The organism is Cupriavidus phytohabitans, from assembly GCF_017815025.1.
Taxonomy (GTDB): domain Bacteria; phylum Pseudomonadota; class Gammaproteobacteria; order Burkholderiales; family Burkholderiaceae; genus Cupriavidus.
Genome location: NZ_JAGIQB010000014.1, coordinates 108,165 through 126,511 on the forward strand (window position 1 = coordinate 108,165; position 18,347 = coordinate 126,511).

Genomic DNA, 18,347 nt, shown 5'->3' on the forward strand with positions numbered 1-18,347 from the left:
AAGGCTCAGGCCGCGGCCCGGCGTGCCGCCCCGCGATACTGCGCCAGCAGCGCTTCGCGGCGCGCGGCCGCTGCCTGCATGCTGGCTTCCTTGACGTGGCCGTAGCCACGGATGTCGTCGGGCAACGCAGCCAGCGCCAGCGCGGTGTCGAGCTTGTCGGCGCTCAGCGACGCTACGAACTCGTCGACCATCGCCAGGTAGTCGGCCACCAGCGCGCGCTCGGCGCGACGCTCGGCGGTCTTGCCGAACAGGTCGAAGGCGGTGCCGCGCAGGCCTTTCAGGCGGGCCAGCAGGCGGAAGGCTGTCAGCGTGCGCGGGCCGAAGCGGCGCTTCATGGGATGGCCCTTGCTGTCAGTCTTGCCCGCATTCGTCAGCGTCGGCGGGGCCAGCCAGAAGTTGAGCTGGTAGTCGCGGCCGGGCTCGCCTTCGAACTGCGCGCGCAGCTTGTCGAGGAACGCCGGATCGGCATACAGGCGTGCCACCTCGTACTCGTCCTTGTACGCCATCAGCTTGGCCAGGTTGCGCGCCACCGCTTCGGTCAGCGGCAGCTTGCGGTCGGTGCCCAGCTCCTGCTCGGCGGCGCGGATGCGCTCGACCGCGTCCCGGTAGCGCCGGGCGTACGCGGCGTCCTGGTAGTCGGTCAGCATTGCCTCGCGCTTGCGGATCAGCGTGTCGAGCGTCTGCGGCAACGCCACCACCTGGGCAGCCGGCGCACTTGGCGCATTCGGCAGCAGCGCCTTGACCGAGGCCTCGCCGTGGTGCGCCAGGTACCGGCCCCATTCGAACGCCTGCCGGTTCTTGTCGATTGACACGCCATTGAGTTCGATCGCGCGCAGCAGGCTGGCATGCTGCAGCGGGATCCAGCCCTTCTGCCAGGCAAAACCGAGCAGCAGCGGATTGGAGTAGATGGCATCCGCCAGCAGCGTGACGGCCCAGGCGCTGGCGTCGATAAAGGCGCTGGCCTCGCCCACGCTGTTGCGCAGGTCCTGCTCGGCGCTGGCGCCGGGGAATTTCCACTTCGGGTTCTTGATGAACTCGGCGGTCGGGGTGTTGGCGCTGTTGACCACCGCAGCGGTCACGCCGTGCCGGGTCTTGGACAGCACCTCGGCCGAGGCCGAGACGATGGCGTCGCCGCCGATCACCAGCCGCGCTTCGCCGGTGGCGATGCGCGTGGCATGCAGGTCGTGCGGCGCCGGTGCGATCTGCACGTGGCTGATCACCGCCCCGCCCTTCTGCGCCAGGCCCGCCATGTCGAGCACGGTGACGCCCTTGCGTTCCAGGTGCGCGGCCATGCCCAGCAGGCCGCCGATGGTCACCACGCCGGTGCCGCCCACACCCGTCACCAATACGCCATACGGCCGTTCCAGCGCGGGCAGCGAAGGCATCGGCAGCGCCTCGAAATCGGCGCCGGCGCCCTTGCCGCCCGCCGCCGCCGGCTTGCGCACCTGCGCGCCCTCGGCGGTGACGAAGCTGGGGCAGAAGCCGTTGACGCAGGAGAAATCCTTGTTGCACGACGACTGGTTGATCCGGCGCTTGGTGCCCAGTTCGGTCTCCAGCGGCTCCACCGACAGGCAGTTGGACTTGGCCGAGCAGTCGCCGCAGCCCTCGCAGACCGCATCGTTGATAAAGGCGCGCTTTGCCGGATCCGGATACGTGCCGCGCTTGCGGCGCCGGCGCTTTTCTGTGGCGCAGGTCTGGTCGTAGATCAGGATGGTGACGCCTTCAGTGTCGCGCAGCTCCAGCTGCACGGCATCGAGCTGGTCGCGATGGAACACGGTCACGCCGGACGGCAGCATGCTGCCGTCGCCATACTTCTGCGGCTCGTCGGTAACGACGACCAGCTTCTTCGCGCCCTCGGCCAGCACCTGGTGGGCGATCTGCGGCACGGTCAGCACGCCGTCGATGGGCTGGCCGCCGGTCATCGCCACCGCGTCGTTGAACAGGATCTTGTAGGTGATGTTGGCCTTGGCCGCGATCGAGGCGCGGATCGCCAGCAGGCCCGAGTGGAAATACGTGCCGTCGCCCAGGTTGGCGAACACGTGCTTGTCGCTGGTGAAATGCATCTGGCCAGTCCACGCCACCCCTTCGCCGCCCATCTGGCTGAAGGTGTCGGTATTGCGGTCCATCCACAAGGTCATGTAGTGGCAGCCGATGCCGGCCAGCGCGCGCGAGCCTTCCGGCACGCGCGTGGAGGTGTTGTGCGGGCAGCCCGAGCAGAACCAGGGCTTGCGCTCGGCCGAGATGCGCGGCTGCATGGCCTCGCGCTCCTTGGCCTCGATCACCGCGACGCGCGCGGCAATGCGGGCACGCACGGCTTCCGGCAGGTCGAGGCGCTCCAGCCGCCGGGCGATGGCCTTGGCGATCAGCGCCGGCGACAGCTCGTAGTGCGCCGGCAGCAGCCAGTTGCCGCGCGGCACCGACCATTCGCCGCCGTCGTTGCCGCGCTGGTCGAACTTGCCGAACACCTTGGGCCGCACGTCCTCGCGCCAGTTGTACAGCTCTTCCTTGAGCGCGTATTCCAGGATCTGGCGCTTCTCTTCCACCACCAGGATTTCTTCCAGGCCGGTGGCGAATTCGCGCGCCCCGTGGGCCTCCAGTGGCCACACGCAGCCCACCTTGTAGACGCGGATACCGATGCGGGCACAGGTCTCGTCATCGAGGCCAAGGTCCACCAGTGCCTGGCGCACGTCCAGGTACGCCTTGCCCGCCGTCATGATGCCGAAGCGCGCGTTGGGCGAATCGAGCACCACGCGGTTCAGGCGGTTGGCGCGGATATAGGCGAGCGCCGCATACCACTTGTGGTCGAGCAGCCGCGCTTCCTGTTCCAGCGGGGTATCGGGCCAGCGGATATTGAGGCCGCCGGCCGGCATGGCAAAGTCTTGCGGCAGCACTACCTGCACGCGGTCGGGGTCGATCTCGACCGAGGCGGTCGACTCGACCACGTCGGTGACGCACTTCATCGACACCCACAGGCCGGAATAGCGGCTCATGGCCCAGCCGTGCAGGCCGTAGTCGAGGTATTCCTGCACGTTGGCCGGATACAGCACCGGGATGCCGGCGGCCTGCAGCACATGCTCGGACTGGTGCGCGACGGTGGAAGACTTGGCGGCATGGTCGTCGCCGGCCAGCAGCAGCACGCCGCCGTGGCGCGACGAGCCGGCGGAATTGGCATGCTTGAGCACGTCGATGGACCGGTCCACGCCGGGGCCCTTGCCATACCACATCGAGAACACGCCGTCGCGCGAGGCGTTGGGAAACAGGTTGACCTGCTGCGAACCCCACACCGCGGTGGCGGCCAGGTCTTCGTTGACGCCGGGCTGGAACACCACGTCGCTGGCCGCGAGGTGCTGCTTGGCCTTCCACAGCGCCTGGTCGACGCCGCCCAGCGGCGAGCCGCGGTAGCCGGAGATAAAGCCGGCCGTGTTCAGGCCGGCGGCGCGGTCGCGCACCTTCTGCAGCATCGGCAGCCGGACCAGCGCCTGGACGCCGCTCATGTAGACGCGGCCTTTTTCCAGGGTGTACTTGTCGTCCAGGCTGGCGCTGGCCAGGGTGTCGAGCAGGGCGTGGGGTAGCGGTGCGTTCACGATGTCTCCGTGCTTGAAGTTCTGATGTCCGGAGCAGTGTAGGAATCCCGGCGGCTATCGTAAAATCAAGAATTCCTACACCTGATATCCGCAAAACGGATACCCAAAAGACAATCATGGCGAAAGCGCGCGAGGTCTCGGAGAGATTTGCCAAGGAAATCACATTGCGGCAGTTCCGCTACTTCGTCGCGGCCGCGGAAACCGGACAGTTCTCGATGGCGGCAACCGCCGAGCATGTGTCGCAGTCGGCGGTCACCAACGCCGTGCTGGCGCTAGAGCAGCGGCTGGCGGTGCGCCTGTTCGAGCGGCGCCCGCACGGCGTGACGCTGACGGCGGAAGGCCACCTGTTCTACCAGCATGCGCGCCAGATCCTGGATTCGGTCGAGGACGCGCTGCGCGAACCGCGCTTCCAGGTGCACGGCCTGCAGGGCAGCGTGCGGCTGGCCGCCTCCTATACCGTGCTCGGCTACTTCCTGCCGGGCCTGCTGGCGCGCTTTCGCACCAACTACCCGGATATCGAACTGGACCTGCTCGACATGGACCGGCCGGATATCGAGCGCGCCGTGCTGGCGGGCGAGATCGAGCTGGGGATCGCGCTGCTGTCCAACCTGGAACGGCCGCAGCGCTTCAAGCGCCACACGCTGATGCGCTCCCGCCGCCAGCTGTGGACCTCGGCCAGCCATCCGCTGCTGGAAGTCGAGCGGCCGTCGCTGCGCGACATCGCGGCCTACCCGTACATCCTGATCACCGTCGACGAGGCCGAGGAATCGACCATGCGCTACTGGCGCAGCCTCAGGCTCTCGCCCAATATCGCCTTCCGCACCGGGTCGATGGAGGCCCTGCGCGGGCTGGTCGCGCACGGCTTCGGCGTCACCGTGCTTTCCGACATGGTGTACCGCCCGTGGTCGCTGGAGGGCAAGCAGATCGAAGCCCGGCCGATTGCCAACGCGGTGCCGGACATGGAGGTGGGCATGCTGTGGCAGCCGGGGCGCAAGCTGGACAAACCGGCCGATGCGCTACGGGAATTCCTGATCCATGCGTGCGGCAGCTGATGGGGCATCCATGCGCCGACGGCCGCCCCGCATCACGCGCGCGTCGCGCGCGATTCCAGGCTAGAACGGCCCGGCGCCCGCGCCTAGAATAGGCCTGACACCACGGCGCCCGGTACGGGCGCCGGTGCCATTCCGGATCGAGTTCCCGACAGAACGGAGGCGCACATGATGAAGCCACAACCCTTTGTGGTAACGCCGGACAAGTATGCGCGCGCGCTCAATGTGGTCGGCGAGAAGATCACCGTACTCGCCTCCAACGCCGCCACGCAGGGCTATGAAGTCTTCCTGCAGCAGGGCGACGAGGGCACCGGCCCACCGCCGCATTGCCACGACTGGGACGAATCGTTCTTCGTGACCCGCGGGACGATCGAGATCGGCTACGGCGGGCAGGCGGTCCAGGCGGCAGCCGGCACCTTTGTCCACGTGCCGGCGGGCACGGTACATTACTTCCGCTTCGGCGCCGGGGGCGGCGAAATGGTTTCGGTCACCAGCCACAACGGCAAGGCGTCGCGCCTGTTCACGCAACTGGATGAGGAGATCCCGCCTGGCGCGCCGGATTTCGACAAGCTGCTGGCCGTGGCGCAAGCGTGCGGCGTCACCGTGCCGCCCCCGGAGCACTGATGCCGCTGATCCCGCTGCTGCGTTGCACCGTTCCCGAGTCCATCACAGCAGGCATATAGTTCCGCGCAAACCTAGGTTCCTCTGCCGCCATGGCTGGACTATGGTGGAAGCGTTCCCCCGCGCATGCCAGTTGCCGGGGGCCGCAAGGAGGGTTATGGACCTGCTCGACTGGATCACCGCCGTGGCAACCGTGGTCCTGGTGTATGCCGCGCTGCGTCATCCGCTTTATCCGCCCGGCTGGAACCGCCGGAAAGACGACCGCTCGTGACGGGGCCGCCGCCAGGCGGTCCCTTTGTTCGTCGCCGGGCACGGCGCGCCCAGGAGGATCATTCCTCGCTGGTCCACTCCACATGGACGCCGAGGCTGCGCAGGTTCTCGACAAAGCGCGGATGCGCGCGCCGGATCGGCGTGGCGTTGCGGATTTCAGAGCGCCCTTCGATGCTGGCCGCGACCATGAACAGCGCGATCGCGACGCGGATGATGTACGGGCTTTCCACCACCGCCGGCGTCAGCGGATTGCCGCCGAAGGTGATCAGCCGGTGCGGGTCCGACTGGAACACATGCGCGCCGAACTTCGACAGCTCGCCGGTCCAGCCGAGCGCGCCGTCGTAGATCTTGTTCCAGAACATCGCATTGCCCTGCGCACGCACGCCCAGCGCGATAAAGATCGGCAGCAGGTCGACCGGGAAGTACGGCCACGGCGCGGCCTCCACCTTGGTCAGCACATTGCTGGTGAAAGGCGTCTGCACCTTCAGCGGGCCCTGCAGCAGCGCGCGCGACCAACCGTCTTCATGCACCACCTGCACGCCAAACTTGGCAAAGGTGCGGTCGATCAGCGGGAAATTGCCCGGCGTGCTGTTGCGCACCACCACATCGCCGCCGGTGATCGCGCCCAGCGCGAGGAAAGTGGTGATCTCGTGGAAATCTTCCTCGAAGGTGAACTCCCCCCCGCGCAGCCGGCCGCCGCCGCGCACGGTCAGCCGCGAGGTGCCGATGCCGTCGATGTCGGCGCCAATCCTCTGCATGAAGCGGCAGAACTCCTGCACATGCGGCTCGGACGCGGCATTGGTCAGCGTCGATTCGCCTTCGGCGGCGGCAGCGCACAGCACGAAGTTCTCGGTGGTGGTCACCGAGGCATAGTCGAGCCAGTGGTGCGTGGGCTTCAGCGGGCCGCCGCTGCGCACCAGCAGCGAGCCACTGGCGCGCTCCACCTCGCCGCCGAACGAGCGGAAGATGTCGACGTGCGGGTCGATCTCGCGCACGCCCAGCGTGCAGCCCTTGACGTTGTCTTCCAGCCGCGCCACGCCGAAGCGGGCCAGCAGCGGCGGCACGAGCATGATCGACGAGCGCATTTCTTCGGGCAGCCGGTGCGTGGCCGCGTCGAAGGTGGTGTCGCGGTGGTGCAGGTCGAGCGTGCCGGTCGCTTCATCGAGACGGACGTCGCTGCCCAGCATGCGGAAAATATCGAGGATCTTGCGGACATCGGTGATGTCCGGCACGCCGTGCAGGCGCAGCGGCTGGTCGGTCAGCAGCGTGGCGCAAAGCACCGGCAGCACTGCATTCTTGTTGGCCGAGGGAATGATGCGGCCGCGCAGGGGCGTGCCACCGTGGACGATGAGATTGGACATGGGCGATGCGTGGCAGTCGGATGGCGGTTCGGGTGCCGAAAAAGGCAGATCCGGTATATCGAGCGTCCGGCATTGTACTGTCCCTGCGCGCCGCGCCGGCTCGCGCGGAGCAACGCGCCCGATGCCACAGGCCATGAAGTGACCGGTACGCTGCCACGGCGTGACGCGACCTGCGCTTGCCGGCGCCAGTCAGCGCCGGAACCACAGTATCGACAACCCGGATGCCAGTACCAGCAGCACCGCCGCTGCCGCCGACAACAGCGCGCTCACCTCGGTCTCGCGGCGCTCCAGCGCGAAACGGGCACTGAGCTGGCGATAGACCTTGGTCAGGTCGGCGGCCGATCCGGCCTGGAAGTACTCGCCGCCGGTCAGCGTCGCCACCGCGCGCAGGACTGGTTCGTCGAGCTGCATGAAGTACGCCAGGCTCGACTCCGGCTCGCCCCCGCCCTGGGGCGAGCCGAAGCCCACGGTATAGACGCGCACGCCGCGCTCGGCCGCCATGCGCGCGGCGTCGATCGGGTCCGGACCGGTGGTGCGGCGGCCGTCGCTGAGCAGGATCACCGCGCCATGCCGGTATGCGCCCGGCTGCATCGGCTGGCGCTGCTGCTCGCGCTTGCGGGCGGCCTCGGCGGCGGCGGCCTCGTCAAGCGACGGCGCGCGCCCGCCGAAAAGCGTCGCGCTGTCGCCGAAGAGAATCGCCTCCAGGTCGATGCCGTCGTCGGGGAACAGCACCGCCAGCGCCTGGATCAGCCCGCTGCCGGTGGCGGTCGCGCGCTGCAGCTGCATGCGATCCAGCGCGTCGAGCATGTCCTGGCGATTACTGGTCGGCGGCAGCACCACGGTCGCGGTGGCGGCGAAGGTCACGATGCCGAGCCGCACGCTGGCCGGAAGTCCCACGATCAGGTCACGTGCGGCCTGCTTGGCAGCGGCGAGCCGCGTGGGCGGCACGTCGGTGGCGTCCATGCTGCGCGAGGTGTCCATGGCCAGCACCAGCGTGACGGTGTCGGACGGCAGGGTGACGGTGGCGGTGGGCCGAGCGCACGCCAGCAGCGCCGCGCCCAGCGCGACCAGGAACAGCAATGGAGGGATGTGGCGCCGCAGGCGTTGGCGCCGGCCCAGCGCGGCGCGGGGCAGCGCAAGGCTGGCGTACAGCAGGGCGGATTTCTTGCGCCGCGCGAGCACGTACAGGTAGGCGGCTGCCAGCACAGGAAGCGCCAGCAGCAACCAGAGCATCTGCGGCCAGAGAAACTGCATGCCCTGCTCCTTGGCGCGTGGTTAAGGGGATGGTACTGTATTTTTTAAGGCGGGACGGGACCTGGGGGGCTGCGATGAAACGGGTGACGATCTACGGGCTGGTCTCGGCGGCGGTGGTCGTGGTCATCGCAGCGGGCGCGGCCATCGCCTGGTGGTCGCAGCCGCCACCCCGCGTGCTCAAGCAGGCAGACATCGACGCCGCGGTACTGCACACGCTGCAGACCAAGAGCCTGCCGTCGCGCACGGCCAGGGCTGCGGAGGCGGTGCGCGAATCAGTGGTGGAGGTCCGCAGCTATACGCCGGAGGAGAAACCCGTGGAAGCCGCCTCGGCGCCGAAGGCCAAGCGTGATCCCCCTGCCACACGGCGCAAATCTACGCCGCCCGCCCAGCCCGCGCCACAGGACGAGCTCGCCAGGCGCGACCCGGCCGACGGCAAGGATCCGGCCGGCGGCACGCGCGAAGCGCGCCACGTCGGCTCTGGCGTGGTCGTGACCGAAAGCGGCATGGTGCTGACCAGCTATCACGTCGTCGCCGATGCCAAGCGGGTGGAGGTCAGGTTCCACGACGGTCACATGGCCGAAGCCACCGTGGTGCAGGCCTTCCCCGAAAAAGACCTCGCCGTGCTCCGGCCCAAATCCATTCCCGACGACCTGCCGGCGGCGACACTCGGCTCCAGCCGTGAACTGGCGCCCGGCAGCGAAGTCGTGGCGGTCGGCTTCCCCTTCGGCATCGGCCCGTCGGTGTCCGCCGGCGTGGTCTCCGGGCTCGACCGCCATTTCGTCTCGCCGGACCGCAAGCAGAGCCTGGACAAGCTTATCCAGTTCGACGCCGCCGCCAACCCGGGCAATTCGGGCGGGCCGCTGGTGAACATGGACGGCGAAGTCGTCGGTATCGTCACCGCCATCCTCAACCCTAACCAGAGCGGCACTTTCCTCGGTATCGGCTTTGCCGTCACCATCGAGAGCGCCGGCGTTGCCATCGGATCTTCTCCTTTCTGAAACTTCCTGAAACGTGGGGGCCTATGAACGACCAAGCCAGGGGCGCTGCCGACAGCGCAGACTTGATGGAACGCCTGCTGTACGAGGTAAAGCGCGTGGTCGTGGGCCAGGACCACTTTCTCGAACGTGTGCTGGTGGCGATGCTCGCCGGCGGGCACCTGCTGGTCGAAGGGGTGCCGGGGCTGGCCAAGACGCTGACGGTCAACACGCTGGCGCGGACCATGAGCGGCACGTTCAAGCGCATCCAGTTCACGCCCGACCTGCTGCCCGCCGACCTGATCGGCACGCGCATGTATAACCAGGGCACCGGCGAGTTCTCCACCGTGCGCGGCCCGGTGTTCGCCAACCTGCTGCTGGCCGACGAGATCAACCGCGCGCCGGCCAAGGTGCAGAGCGCGCTGCTCGAAGTCATGCAGGAGAAGCAGGTCACCATCGCCGGCGAGACCCACCGCGTGCCTGCGCCCTTCCTGGTCATGGCCACGCAGAACCCGATCGAGACCGAAGGCACCTACCCGCTGCCCGAGGCGCAGGTCGACCGTTTCATGATGAAGGTGCTGGTGGGCTACCCGAGCGAGGAAGAAGAGGTCGTGATCGTCAACCGCGTCACCGGCCCGCGCATCAACGTGGGCGCGGTGGCCACGCCCGAGCACCTGGCCGAGCTGCAGGAGGCGTGCCGCAAGGTCTATGTCGATCCCGCGCTGATCCAGTACGCGGTGCGCGTGGTCGCGGCCACGCGCAAGCCCGGCAGCTACGGCGTTGAAGACATGGACCGCTACATCGCCTTCGGGGCCAGCCCGCGCGCCACCATCGGCCTGATCGAAGGCGCGCGCGCGCTGGCCTTCCTGCGCGGCCGGCACTATGCGCTGCCGGAAGACGTGACCGACCTGGTGCCTGACGTCTTGCGCCACCGCCTGGCGCTGTCCTACGAGGCCATGTCCGACGGCGTCACCGCCGACCAGCTGATCGGCCGCATCCTGCAGGCACAGCCGGTCCCCGAGCGGCCGCTGGAATCCCATGTTCGGGCGGCTGAACGCTAGGCGCCGCCGACAGGCGGAGGCCGCGGCACCTGCCCCCGCAGCCGCCAGCGCGGCAGTGGCCGCGGTCGGGTCGAAGCAGACCGAAGCGCTGCTGCGCCGGCTGGAATGGACGGTAGTGCGCCGCCTCGACGGGCTGCTGCAGGGCGATTACCGCACGCTGTTCCGCGGCTTCGGGCTGGACCTGGCCGACCTGCGCGAATACCGCCCCGGCGACGACGTGCGCCATATCGACTGGAACGTGACCGCGCGGCTGCAGACCCCGCACGTGCGCGAGTTCCAGGAAGACCGCGACGTCTCGGCGTGGTTCGTGCTAGACCTGAGCGGGTCGGTCGAGTTCGGCTCGGGCACCGTGCGCAAGCGCGACCTGCTCACCGACTTCACCACCGTGATGGCGCTGCTGCTGACGCGCTACGGCAACCGCGCCGGCGCGGTACTCTATGGCGGCGCCACCGACAAGGCGGCGACCGTGATCCCGGCGCGCTCGGGCCGGCGCCAGCTGCTGCACTTGCTCGACCGCATGCATGCCACGCCGGCGGCCTGCCCGGGCGATACCCGCCTGCGCGACCTGCTGGAGCAGGCGCGCCTGGTCGCCAGGCGGCGCTCGGTGGTGTTCGTCGTGTCCGACTTCATCAGCGCACCGGGCTGGCAGGCACCGCTCGGCATGCTGGCGCGGCGCCATGAAGTGGTCGCGGTGCGGCTGGTCGATCCACTCGAACTGGCCCTGCCCGACCTGGGCCTGGTCGTGCTGCAGGACGCCGAGACCGCCGAGCAGATCTTTGTCGACACGCATGACCCGGCCTTCCGCAAGCGCTTCGCCGCCGCGGCCGAGGCGCGCGAGGCCGAGCTGCACCAGGCCTTCGCGCGTGCCGGGGTGCAGTGCCTGACGCTGTCGACCTACGCCCGGCTGGACCTGGCGCTGCTGAATTTCACGCGCCAGCGGCGCCACCGGCAAGGAACCGCCAGGGGGGCCGCATGACCGATGCGATCAGCCGCTTGCCCGTCTTCAGCTTCCTGTGGCCGAGCATGCTGTGGGGGCTCGCGACCGTGCTGGTGCTGGCGGGAGGTTACCTGTGGCTGGATGCGCGCCGCCGGCGCGCGACCGTGCACACCCCCGCGCTGAAGCCTGTCGGCGTGCCCGTCCGTGGCGGTCCGGGCTGGCGCCGCCACGTGGCGCCGGCACTGACGCTGCTGGCGCTGACGGCGCTGATCGTCGCCATCGCCCGGCCCCAGGCCCTGCTGACGCTGCCCTCGCGCATCAAGACCGTGATCCTGGTCATCGACCTGTCCGGCAGCATGCGCGCGCAGGATATCAAGCCCAGCCGCATCCGCGCCGCGCAGCAGGCCGCCCGGGTCTTGCTCGCAGACCAGCCCGCCAGCGTCAGCGTCGGCGTGGTGGCGATGGCGGGCACCGCGGCCGTGGCGCAGGCTCCCAGCCGCAGCAAGGACGACGTGGCTGCCGCCATCGAGCGCCTGAAGCCGCAAGGCGGCACGGCGCTGGGCAATGGCGTGCTGATCGCGCTGACTGCGCTGCTGCCGGAGGCCACCAACGAAGCCGAGCGCCTGATGAACGACGACATCCCGCAGTCGAGGAAGCCGCCGGGCAGCGCCTCCTCGTCCTCCGGCGACAGCGACACGGATGCCGTCACGCCCGGCTCGTACGGCGCGGGCGCGATCGTCTTGTTCTCCGACGGCGAGAGCAACGCCGGCCCCGGCGCGCTGCAGGCCGCGCAGCTTGCCGCCACCTACGGCGTGCGCATCTATACCGTGGGCGTCGGCACGCCTGAGGGCGTGGTGCTGTCGGTCGACGGCATGTCCTCCCGCGTCCGGCTGGACGAGAAGGTGCTGAAGCAGGTGGCCGACGCAACCGGCGCCGAGTATTTCCGGCTGGAAGATACGGCCCAGCTGAAGAAGGTGTACAGCGCGCTCAGCGCGAAGCTGTCCCTCGACAAGCGCGACCAGGTGGAGGTCACCGCGTTCTTCGCCGCGCTGGGCGCGCTGCTGGCGGCGATGGCGGGGCTGCTGTCGCTGTGGTGGTTCGGCCGGGTGATGTAGTGCGGCGGCTTGCGCCAGGCGTAGCTGGTCAGGCGCAAGCCTCCGGTGCCAGTGCCCGGCATGCCGCGGCGCGCGCCGCATCAAATTCGCGCCGCGTGCGCGCGACCAGTTCCGCCACCGGCTCCACCTGCGCGACACCCGACACCGAGTGCCCCGCGCTCCAGATATCGCGCCAGCGTCTGATGCCGGCCGAGCCCTGGCTGCCGTAGAGCGCATTGGCGCGCTCCTGCGTCATGTCGGTGGGCAGGTTGGCCGGGTCGAGGCCGCTGGCGATGATCGACGGGCGCAGTGTGTTGGTCTCGAGCCCGGTGAAGGCGCGCGACAGCATCACGTCGTCCAGCTCGCTGCTGACCAGCATGTCCTTGTACCCGTCGACGGCCATGCTTTCACGCGTGGCGATGAAGCGCGTTCCCATGTAGGCAAGGTCGCAGCCGAGCACCTGTGCCGACAGCAGGCCCACGCCGTCGGAGATGCCGCCCGCCAGCACCACCGGCCCGTCGAAGAAACTCCGCACCGCGCGCACGAAGGCAAAGCCATTGGCCCACCCGGTCTGTCCGCCCGCGCCGGCGGTCAGCAGGATCAGGCCGTCGGCGCCGGCCGCCACCGCCTTGCGCGCATGCCGCACCGATGCCACGTCGGCCAGCACCAGGCAGCCGATCTCGTGCAGCGGGCCGACCACGGCATCGGGCGCGCCCACGCTGGTGATGACCATCTCGACCCGGTGCCGCAGCAGGCAGTCCAGCTCCTGCTGCAAGGCCTCGCGGCGCATGATCAGGTTGGGACAGACCGGCGCGTCGTCGCGGGTCAGCTCAGCGCCGAAGCGCGTCATCCACGCGTCGAGTTCTTCGGTCGAGCGGCAGTTCGCAGTGGGGAACGATCCGATCACGCCGGCACGGCACGCGGCCAGCACGAGCTCCGGTCCCGAGACGCGGAACATCGGCGCGGCAATCAGCGGCAGCGACAGGCGGCGGGTGATCGATTGCGGCAGGCGCCGGCCGGCAGCAGCGGCGTTCACTGGGATGGCGTTCATATCGATGCAGGCAGAAGAGTTTGCGGGGTCAGGCAACGTTGCGGCCTTGGCCGTTCCAGTGGCGCGCGCGCAGCGCCTTCTTGTCGAGCTTGCCCAGCGCCGTCAGCGGCAGGGCCGCGACGATCTCCACGCGCTTGGGCGTATTGACGCTGCCCTTGAGCGCCTTGACATGGCCAATCAGCTCGTCCGCCGTCGCCGACTTGCCGGCGCGCAGCACCACGTAGGCGGTCACGGCCTCGCCCCATTTGGCATCCGGCACGCCGATCACCGCGCCCAGGCTGACCGCGGGGTGGGTGGCCAGCGCGTCTTCCACCTCGCGCGGATAGACGTTGAAGCCGCCGCTGACGATCATGTCCTTCTTGCGGTCCACGATGTAAAGCCGTCCGCATTCATCGGCCACGGCAACGTCGCCGGTATGGAGCCAGCCGCCGGCAAAGGCCTGCTCCGTCAGTTCCGGCTCGCGCCAGTAGCCGCTCATCGCGGCGGGGCTGCGCACGCAGATCTCGCCGTGCTGGCCCGGCGCCACCTCGCGGTTGTCGTCGTCGAGCAGGCGCACTTCGCAGCCGGCCAGCGGAAAGCCGCAGGCATCCATCAGCGCCGGTTGCGACAGGTCGTGGTCTTCCTTGCGCAGCGCGGTCATGGGCGAGCATTCGGACTGGCCATAAAGCTGGCAGAACACCGGCCCGATGCGCTCGATGCCCTCGATCAGGCGCTGGCGCGAGACGGGCGCGCCAGCGTACAGCAGCGTTTCCATTGAAGACAGGTCGAAGGCACCCAAGCGCGGATGGTCGAGCAAGCCATACACCATGGTCGGCACCATCATGGTCGCGTTGATGCGCTCGCGCGCGATGGTGGCGGCCATCTCCTCCGGGTCGAAGCGCGCCATCAGATGGACCGTGCCGCCGCGCAGCAGCGTCGGCACGACATTGGTGCCGGTGACGTGGGTGATGGGCGCCACCGCCAGGAAGCGCGGCGCCCGCGGCATGTCGAAATGGGCCAGCATCTGCAGCGCGACATGGCCGTTGGCGCCACCCGACTTCATCACACCCTTGGGCCGGCCGGTGGTGCCGCCGGTATAGGAGAGCGTGGCCATGGCGCTGGCCGACGACTGGTCGACCGGGGCGGGATCGCCTATCGCCTCCGCCAGCGCCGCCAGGTCGGTGCCGGTATCGCAGGCGCCCAGCGTCAGGATGCGGCTGCCCGGCAGGCGCGCGGCAATCTCACCGGCGCGGTGGCCGTAACCGGCGGCGTCGACGATGACCGCCGCGACGTCGGCATCCTCGACCTGGAAGCAATGCGCGTCGAGCGAGCCCATCGGATGCAGCCAGCTGGCGGCGGCGCCCAGGCCCTGCACCGCGATGCCGGCGCACCAGCTGTCGGCGCGGTTGGCGCTGAGCAGGGCCACGCGCGTGCCGGCGCCGATGCCATGCCGCGCCAGCACGGACTGGTAGCGGCCGATCAGGCTGGTGGCCTGCCGGTAAGTCAGCCGGCCGCCGGCCCACTGGAACGCGATGCGATCGGGATAGCGGCGCAGTGCCGCCAGCGCCAGCGAGAAGAATGAAGGCGAAGCGTGGATCATGGTCATGGTTCCGAAGCAGTCGGCGCCTCAGTCGGCGCGGATGGCGGCATTGGTAATGACGGTGCGCCACTTCTCTTCGTCGCGCCGCAGCTTGGCGGCGAACTCGTCGGGGCTGTTGCCGACCACGGTCACGCCCAGCTCTTCCATGCGCCGGGACACATCGGGGTCGCGCAACGACTTGCCCACGGCCGCCGACAGCTTCTGCACGATGGCCGGATCGGTCTTGCCCGGCGCCAGGATGCCGAACCAGCCTTCGAGGTCGAGCCCGCGGATGCCGAGTTCGCCGAAGGTCGGCGTCGACTTGAAGTGCGGCGAGCGCTCGCTGCTGGTGATCGCCAGCATCTTCATGCGCTCGTTGCCGGCATTGGCGCGCGCGCTGGCGAAATCGAGGAATGCCACCGGGATATGGCCCGCCTGCAGGTCCGACAGCAGCGGCGCGCCGCCGCGGTACGGCACATGGACCATGCTGACGCCGGCGCTCTGCTTGAACAGCTCGCCGAGGATATGCGACGAGGTGCCGTTGCCGTACGAGCCATAGCTGTACTGGCCGGGGCGCTGCTTCGCCGTCGCGATGAAATCCTTGACGCTGCCGGTCTGCGCCGACGCGGCGCCGATCAGCACGAAGCTGGAGCGGGCCACCTCCGCGACCGGCGCCAGGTCGGTAAAGACGTCGTATGGCGGTTTGGCCTTCTGCACCGACGACTGGATCAGCGCGGTCCAGGTGAACAGGATGGTGTAGCCGTCCGGCTGGGCGCGCGCCACCGCCGTGGTGCCGATCACGCTGCTGGCGCCGGGCTTGTTCTCCACCACCACGGGCTGGCCCAGCGTCTTGCCGAGCTTGTCGGCGACCAGCCGCGCGAGGATGTCGGCGCCGGCTCCGGCGGTCGACGGCACCACCATGTGGATCGGCTTCTTCGGGTAGTCGCCCGCCTCGGCCGAGGTGGCCAGCGCCGGGGTGGTGCCCCATCCGAGCGCGCACGCCGTCATCGCCACGGCACAGGTTTTCCTGCTTGAAACGCTAACGGTCACGGCTGTCTCCTGGTGTTCTTGTCATGACGGGCTGGTCTGTCCGTGGGTCGGGCATGCCCGCCGGAGAAGCTTATAACTTGCTTGTTGATAAGCAAGTAAGTGAATTCCCGAGGCGTCGCGGCAGGGTTATGCCCGCGTCACTGCGTTACCATCGGCGTGTCCACGGCGGATTTCCACGGAGAACCCAGATGACGACCGAAGTCGGGGCCGCGCCGGCCCCCGCCCGGCGCCGCACGCAAAAGGAGCGGCGCGACGAGGCCGCGCGCCGGATCATGGACAGCGCCATGGCGCTGGTGTGCGAGAAAGGCATCGCCGGCCTGACGCTGGGCGAGGTGGGCGAACGCGCCGGCTATAGCCGCGGCCTTGCCGCGCACCACTACGGCCACAAGGAAGGGCTGCTGGTGGCGCTGGTCGAGCAGATCGGCAAGGATGTGCGAGACGTGCGCCAGCAGGTGGCCAACTGGGCCCCGGGGCTGGAAAGCGTGCTGGGGATCGTCGGCTTCTACGTCGGCCGCCACCCGTCGCTCGACACCGCGCTGCGCGCGCTGCACGTGCTGCTGTCGGAAAGCGTGGTCACCCGCGGGGCGGTGGCGGACGCGCTGGACCGGCTCAACCGCGAGTCGGTCTCGATCCTGGAAGGGCATATCCGGCGCGGCGTCGAAGCGGGCAATATCCGCGCCGATGTCGACCCGCTGGCCGAATCGGTGGCCATCATCGGCGCCATGCGCGGGGTGTCGGCGCAGTACCTGTTCGGCATGAGCGATGCCAGTGCCAGGGCGGTACGCAATGCGCTGGTGGAGACGTTGCGGCGAGGACTGCGGCGCGAGCCCGGCTGACCGCCTGCGTCCCGGGCCGAGGCATGCGCGGCGCGCATGCCCTGCGCCGGCATCAGGGCAAACCCTGATATTCCCTGTTTCGTCCATGCCGGCGGCGTGGCACAAGGCTTCCGGCCTGCTCCCCGCCAGCCCTGCGCCAGCGCGGCCGGGCCGTGGTCCACCGCAGGCCTCGGCCGCTCCGCCATGCGCTACGCGCATGGCTCCATGCGCAGATATCGTTTTTTTCATCATCGGGCCGACACCTATCATCGGTTTGCCTACCGATGCCTGCCGCCCTCGCCCCGGGTGCAAGCGCGCCCGGCATTCCCGTAGCCCCCTGATCTGTCGCCTGGAGTGGAGTGACATGCAAGCCAACCCAACCCTTGACCGCCTGAGCGCGCCGATCGGCGCCAGCCAGCGGCGCCGCGCCATCGTTGCCACCGTGATCGGCAACGGTCTCGAGTGGTTCGATTTCACCGTCTACAGCTTCTTCGCGGTCATCATCGCCCGGCTGTTCTTCCCCACCGGCGACGAACTGTCATCGCTGCTGCTGGCCGTCGCCACCTTCGGCGTCGGCTTCTTCATGCGGCCGGTGGGCGGCATCATCATCGGCATCTATGCCGACCGCGTCGGCCGCAAGGCGGCGCTGTCGCTGACCATCCTGCTGATGGCGGTGGGCACCACGCTGATCGGCATCGCGCCGACCTACGAGCAAGTGGGCCCGTTCGCGCCGATGCTGATCGTGCTCGCGCGCCTGCTGCAGGGCTTCTCCGCCGGCGGCGAGATGGGCGGCGCCACCGCCTTCCTGACCGAATACGCGCCCGAGCGCGAGCGTGCCTACTACTCCAGCTGGATCCAGGCCAGCATCGGCGTGGCCGTGTTGCTGGGCGCCGCGGTCGGCACCTTCGTCACCTCGTCGCTGCCGCCCGAGGCGCTCAACAGCTGGGGCTGGCGCCTGCCCTTCCTGATCGGCATGCTGATCGGCCCGGTGGGCTACTACATCCGCCATCACCTCGATGAGACGCCCACGTTCCAGCAGACCAAGGACAAGACCGATTCGCCGCTGAAGGAAGTGCTGCGCGACTACCCGCGCCAGACCGCGGCCAGCTTCTCGATGGTGATCCTGTGGACGGTGTGCACCTACGTGCTGCTGTTCTACATGCCGACCTATGCCGTCAAGGTGCTGAAGGTGCCGCAGTCGTCGGGCTTCGTGGCCGGCATGGTCGGCGGCATGGCGATCCTGGTGTTCGCGCCGCTGGTGGGCCGCCTGGCCGACCGCTTCGGCCGCCGCATCCTGCTATCGGGCTCGGCGGCGCTGATCTTCGTGCTGGCCTGGCCGATGTACGTGTACATCAACCAGGTCCCGGGCCTGTTCTCGCTGCTGGTGTTCCAGCTGGTCTTCGGCGTGCTGATCGCCGGCTATACCGGCCCGATCCTGGCGGCCTTCTCCGAACTGTTCCCGGCCAAGGTGCTGTCGACCGGCCTGTCGGTCGCCTACAACCTGGCGGTCACCATCTTCGGCGGTTTCGCCTCGTTCATCATCACCTGGCTGATCGCCACCACCGGCAGCACCATGGCGCCCGCGTTCTACGTGATGATCGCCGCCGCCATCAGCTTCGCCGGCACGCTGCTGGTGCGCGAACCCGCCTACCTCCGCAAGCAATGACC

The 18,347-nt window shown here is 68.9% G+C and carries 14 protein-coding genes; 8 read left to right on the forward strand and 6 right to left on the reverse strand.

The features are described 5' to 3' along the window. Positions 1–5 precede the first annotated feature (5 nt). Positions 6–3,584, reverse strand: a complete 3,579-nt coding sequence (locus tag J8I34_RS12290; RefSeq protein WP_209806155.1) for an indolepyruvate ferredoxin oxidoreductase family protein — start codon at positions 3,582–3,584, stop codon at positions 6–8. 116 nt (positions 3,585–3,700) lie between these two features. Here J8I34_RS12290 and J8I34_RS12295 point away from each other — a divergent pair, with 116 nt between their 5' ends. Together J8I34_RS12295 and J8I34_RS12300 are read left to right on the forward strand one after the other, a co-directional pair. Further along, positions 3,701–4,636 carry a LysR substrate-binding domain-containing protein gene (locus tag J8I34_RS12295; protein ID WP_029044592.1) on the forward strand — a complete coding sequence of 312 codons (936 nt, stop codon included), beginning with the start codon at positions 3,701–3,703 and terminating at the stop codon, positions 4,634–4,636. 168 nt (positions 4,637–4,804) lie between these two features. Next, positions 4,805–5,257 (forward strand): cupin domain-containing protein, encoded by a 453-nt coding sequence (locus J8I34_RS12300; protein WP_209806166.1) that lies wholly within the window; start codon positions 4,805–4,807, stop codon positions 5,255–5,257. Between the two features lie 326 nt (positions 5,258–5,583). On the opposite strand, the gene J8I34_RS12305 is transcribed toward J8I34_RS12300, so the two are convergent. Beyond that, entirely contained in the window at positions 5,584–6,885 is a 1,302-nt protein-coding gene (locus J8I34_RS12305) for a UDP-N-acetylglucosamine 1-carboxyvinyltransferase (RefSeq protein ID WP_029044594.1), read from the reverse strand. A gap of 189 nt (positions 6,886–7,074) precedes the next feature. After that, the gene (locus J8I34_RS12310) at positions 7,075–8,139 is read right to left on the reverse strand and encodes a VWA domain-containing protein (protein WP_209806156.1); all 1,065 of its coding nucleotides are present in this window, start codon (positions 8,137–8,139) and stop codon (positions 7,075–7,077) included. A gap of 74 nt (positions 8,140–8,213) precedes the next feature. On the opposite strand from J8I34_RS12310, the gene J8I34_RS12315 reads away from it, so the two are divergent. From J8I34_RS12315 to J8I34_RS12330, 4 genes are read left to right on the forward strand one after another with little or no spacing between them, the layout of a single operon-like run. Continuing rightward, positions 8,214–9,137, forward strand: a complete 924-nt coding sequence (locus J8I34_RS12315) for a S1C family serine protease (RefSeq protein WP_029044596.1) — start codon at positions 8,214–8,216, stop codon at positions 9,135–9,137. Positions 9,138–9,160: 23 nt separating this feature from the next. Further along, a complete protein-coding gene (locus J8I34_RS12320) occupies positions 9,161–10,174 on the forward strand; it encodes an AAA family ATPase (protein WP_029044597.1) in 1,014 nt (337 codons plus the stop codon). Next, positions 10,152–11,150 carry a DUF58 domain-containing protein gene (locus J8I34_RS12325; RefSeq protein WP_209806157.1) on the forward strand — a complete coding sequence of 333 codons (999 nt, stop codon included), beginning with the start codon at positions 10,152–10,154 and terminating at the stop codon, positions 11,148–11,150. Before J8I34_RS12320 ends, J8I34_RS12325 begins: the two co-directional genes overlap by 23 nt. Then, a complete protein-coding gene (locus J8I34_RS12330; protein ID WP_029044599.1) occupies positions 11,147–12,226 on the forward strand; it encodes a VWA domain-containing protein in 1,080 nt (359 codons plus the stop codon). The genes J8I34_RS12325 and J8I34_RS12330 overlap by 4 nt, the downstream gene beginning before the upstream one ends. A gap of 28 nt (positions 12,227–12,254) precedes the next feature. Here the strand turns inward: J8I34_RS12330 and J8I34_RS12335 are convergent, their stop codons facing one another. From J8I34_RS12335 to J8I34_RS12345, 3 genes are read right to left on the reverse strand one after another with little or no spacing between them, the layout of a single operon-like run. Then, positions 12,255–13,256: an NAD(P)H-dependent flavin oxidoreductase gene (locus J8I34_RS12335; RefSeq protein ID WP_084402319.1), complete on the reverse strand. Its 1,002-nt coding sequence runs from the start codon at positions 13,254–13,256 to the stop codon at positions 12,255–12,257. A 28-nt stretch (positions 13,257–13,284) separates the two neighbouring features. After that, a complete protein-coding gene (locus tag J8I34_RS12340; protein WP_245175897.1) occupies positions 13,285–14,835 on the reverse strand; it encodes an AMP-binding protein in 1,551 nt (516 codons plus the stop codon). Between the two features lie 27 nt (positions 14,836–14,862). Continuing rightward, positions 14,863–15,864, reverse strand: coding sequence for a Bug family tripartite tricarboxylate transporter substrate binding protein (locus J8I34_RS12345; RefSeq protein WP_209806159.1), 1,002 nt, complete (start codon positions 15,862–15,864; stop codon positions 14,863–14,865). A gap of 188 nt (positions 15,865–16,052) precedes the next feature. On the opposite strand from J8I34_RS12345, the gene J8I34_RS12350 reads away from it, so the two are divergent. Further along, a complete protein-coding gene (locus tag J8I34_RS12350; protein ID WP_051320267.1) occupies positions 16,053–16,700 on the forward strand; it encodes a TetR/AcrR family transcriptional regulator in 648 nt (215 codons plus the stop codon). 343 nt (positions 16,701–17,043) lie between these two features. Then, on the forward strand, positions 17,044–18,345 hold the full coding sequence (locus tag J8I34_RS12355; RefSeq protein ID WP_029044603.1) for an MFS transporter: 1,302 nt from the start codon (positions 17,044–17,046) through the stop codon (positions 18,343–18,345). The last annotated feature ends 2 nt before the right edge of the window (positions 18,346–18,347 follow it).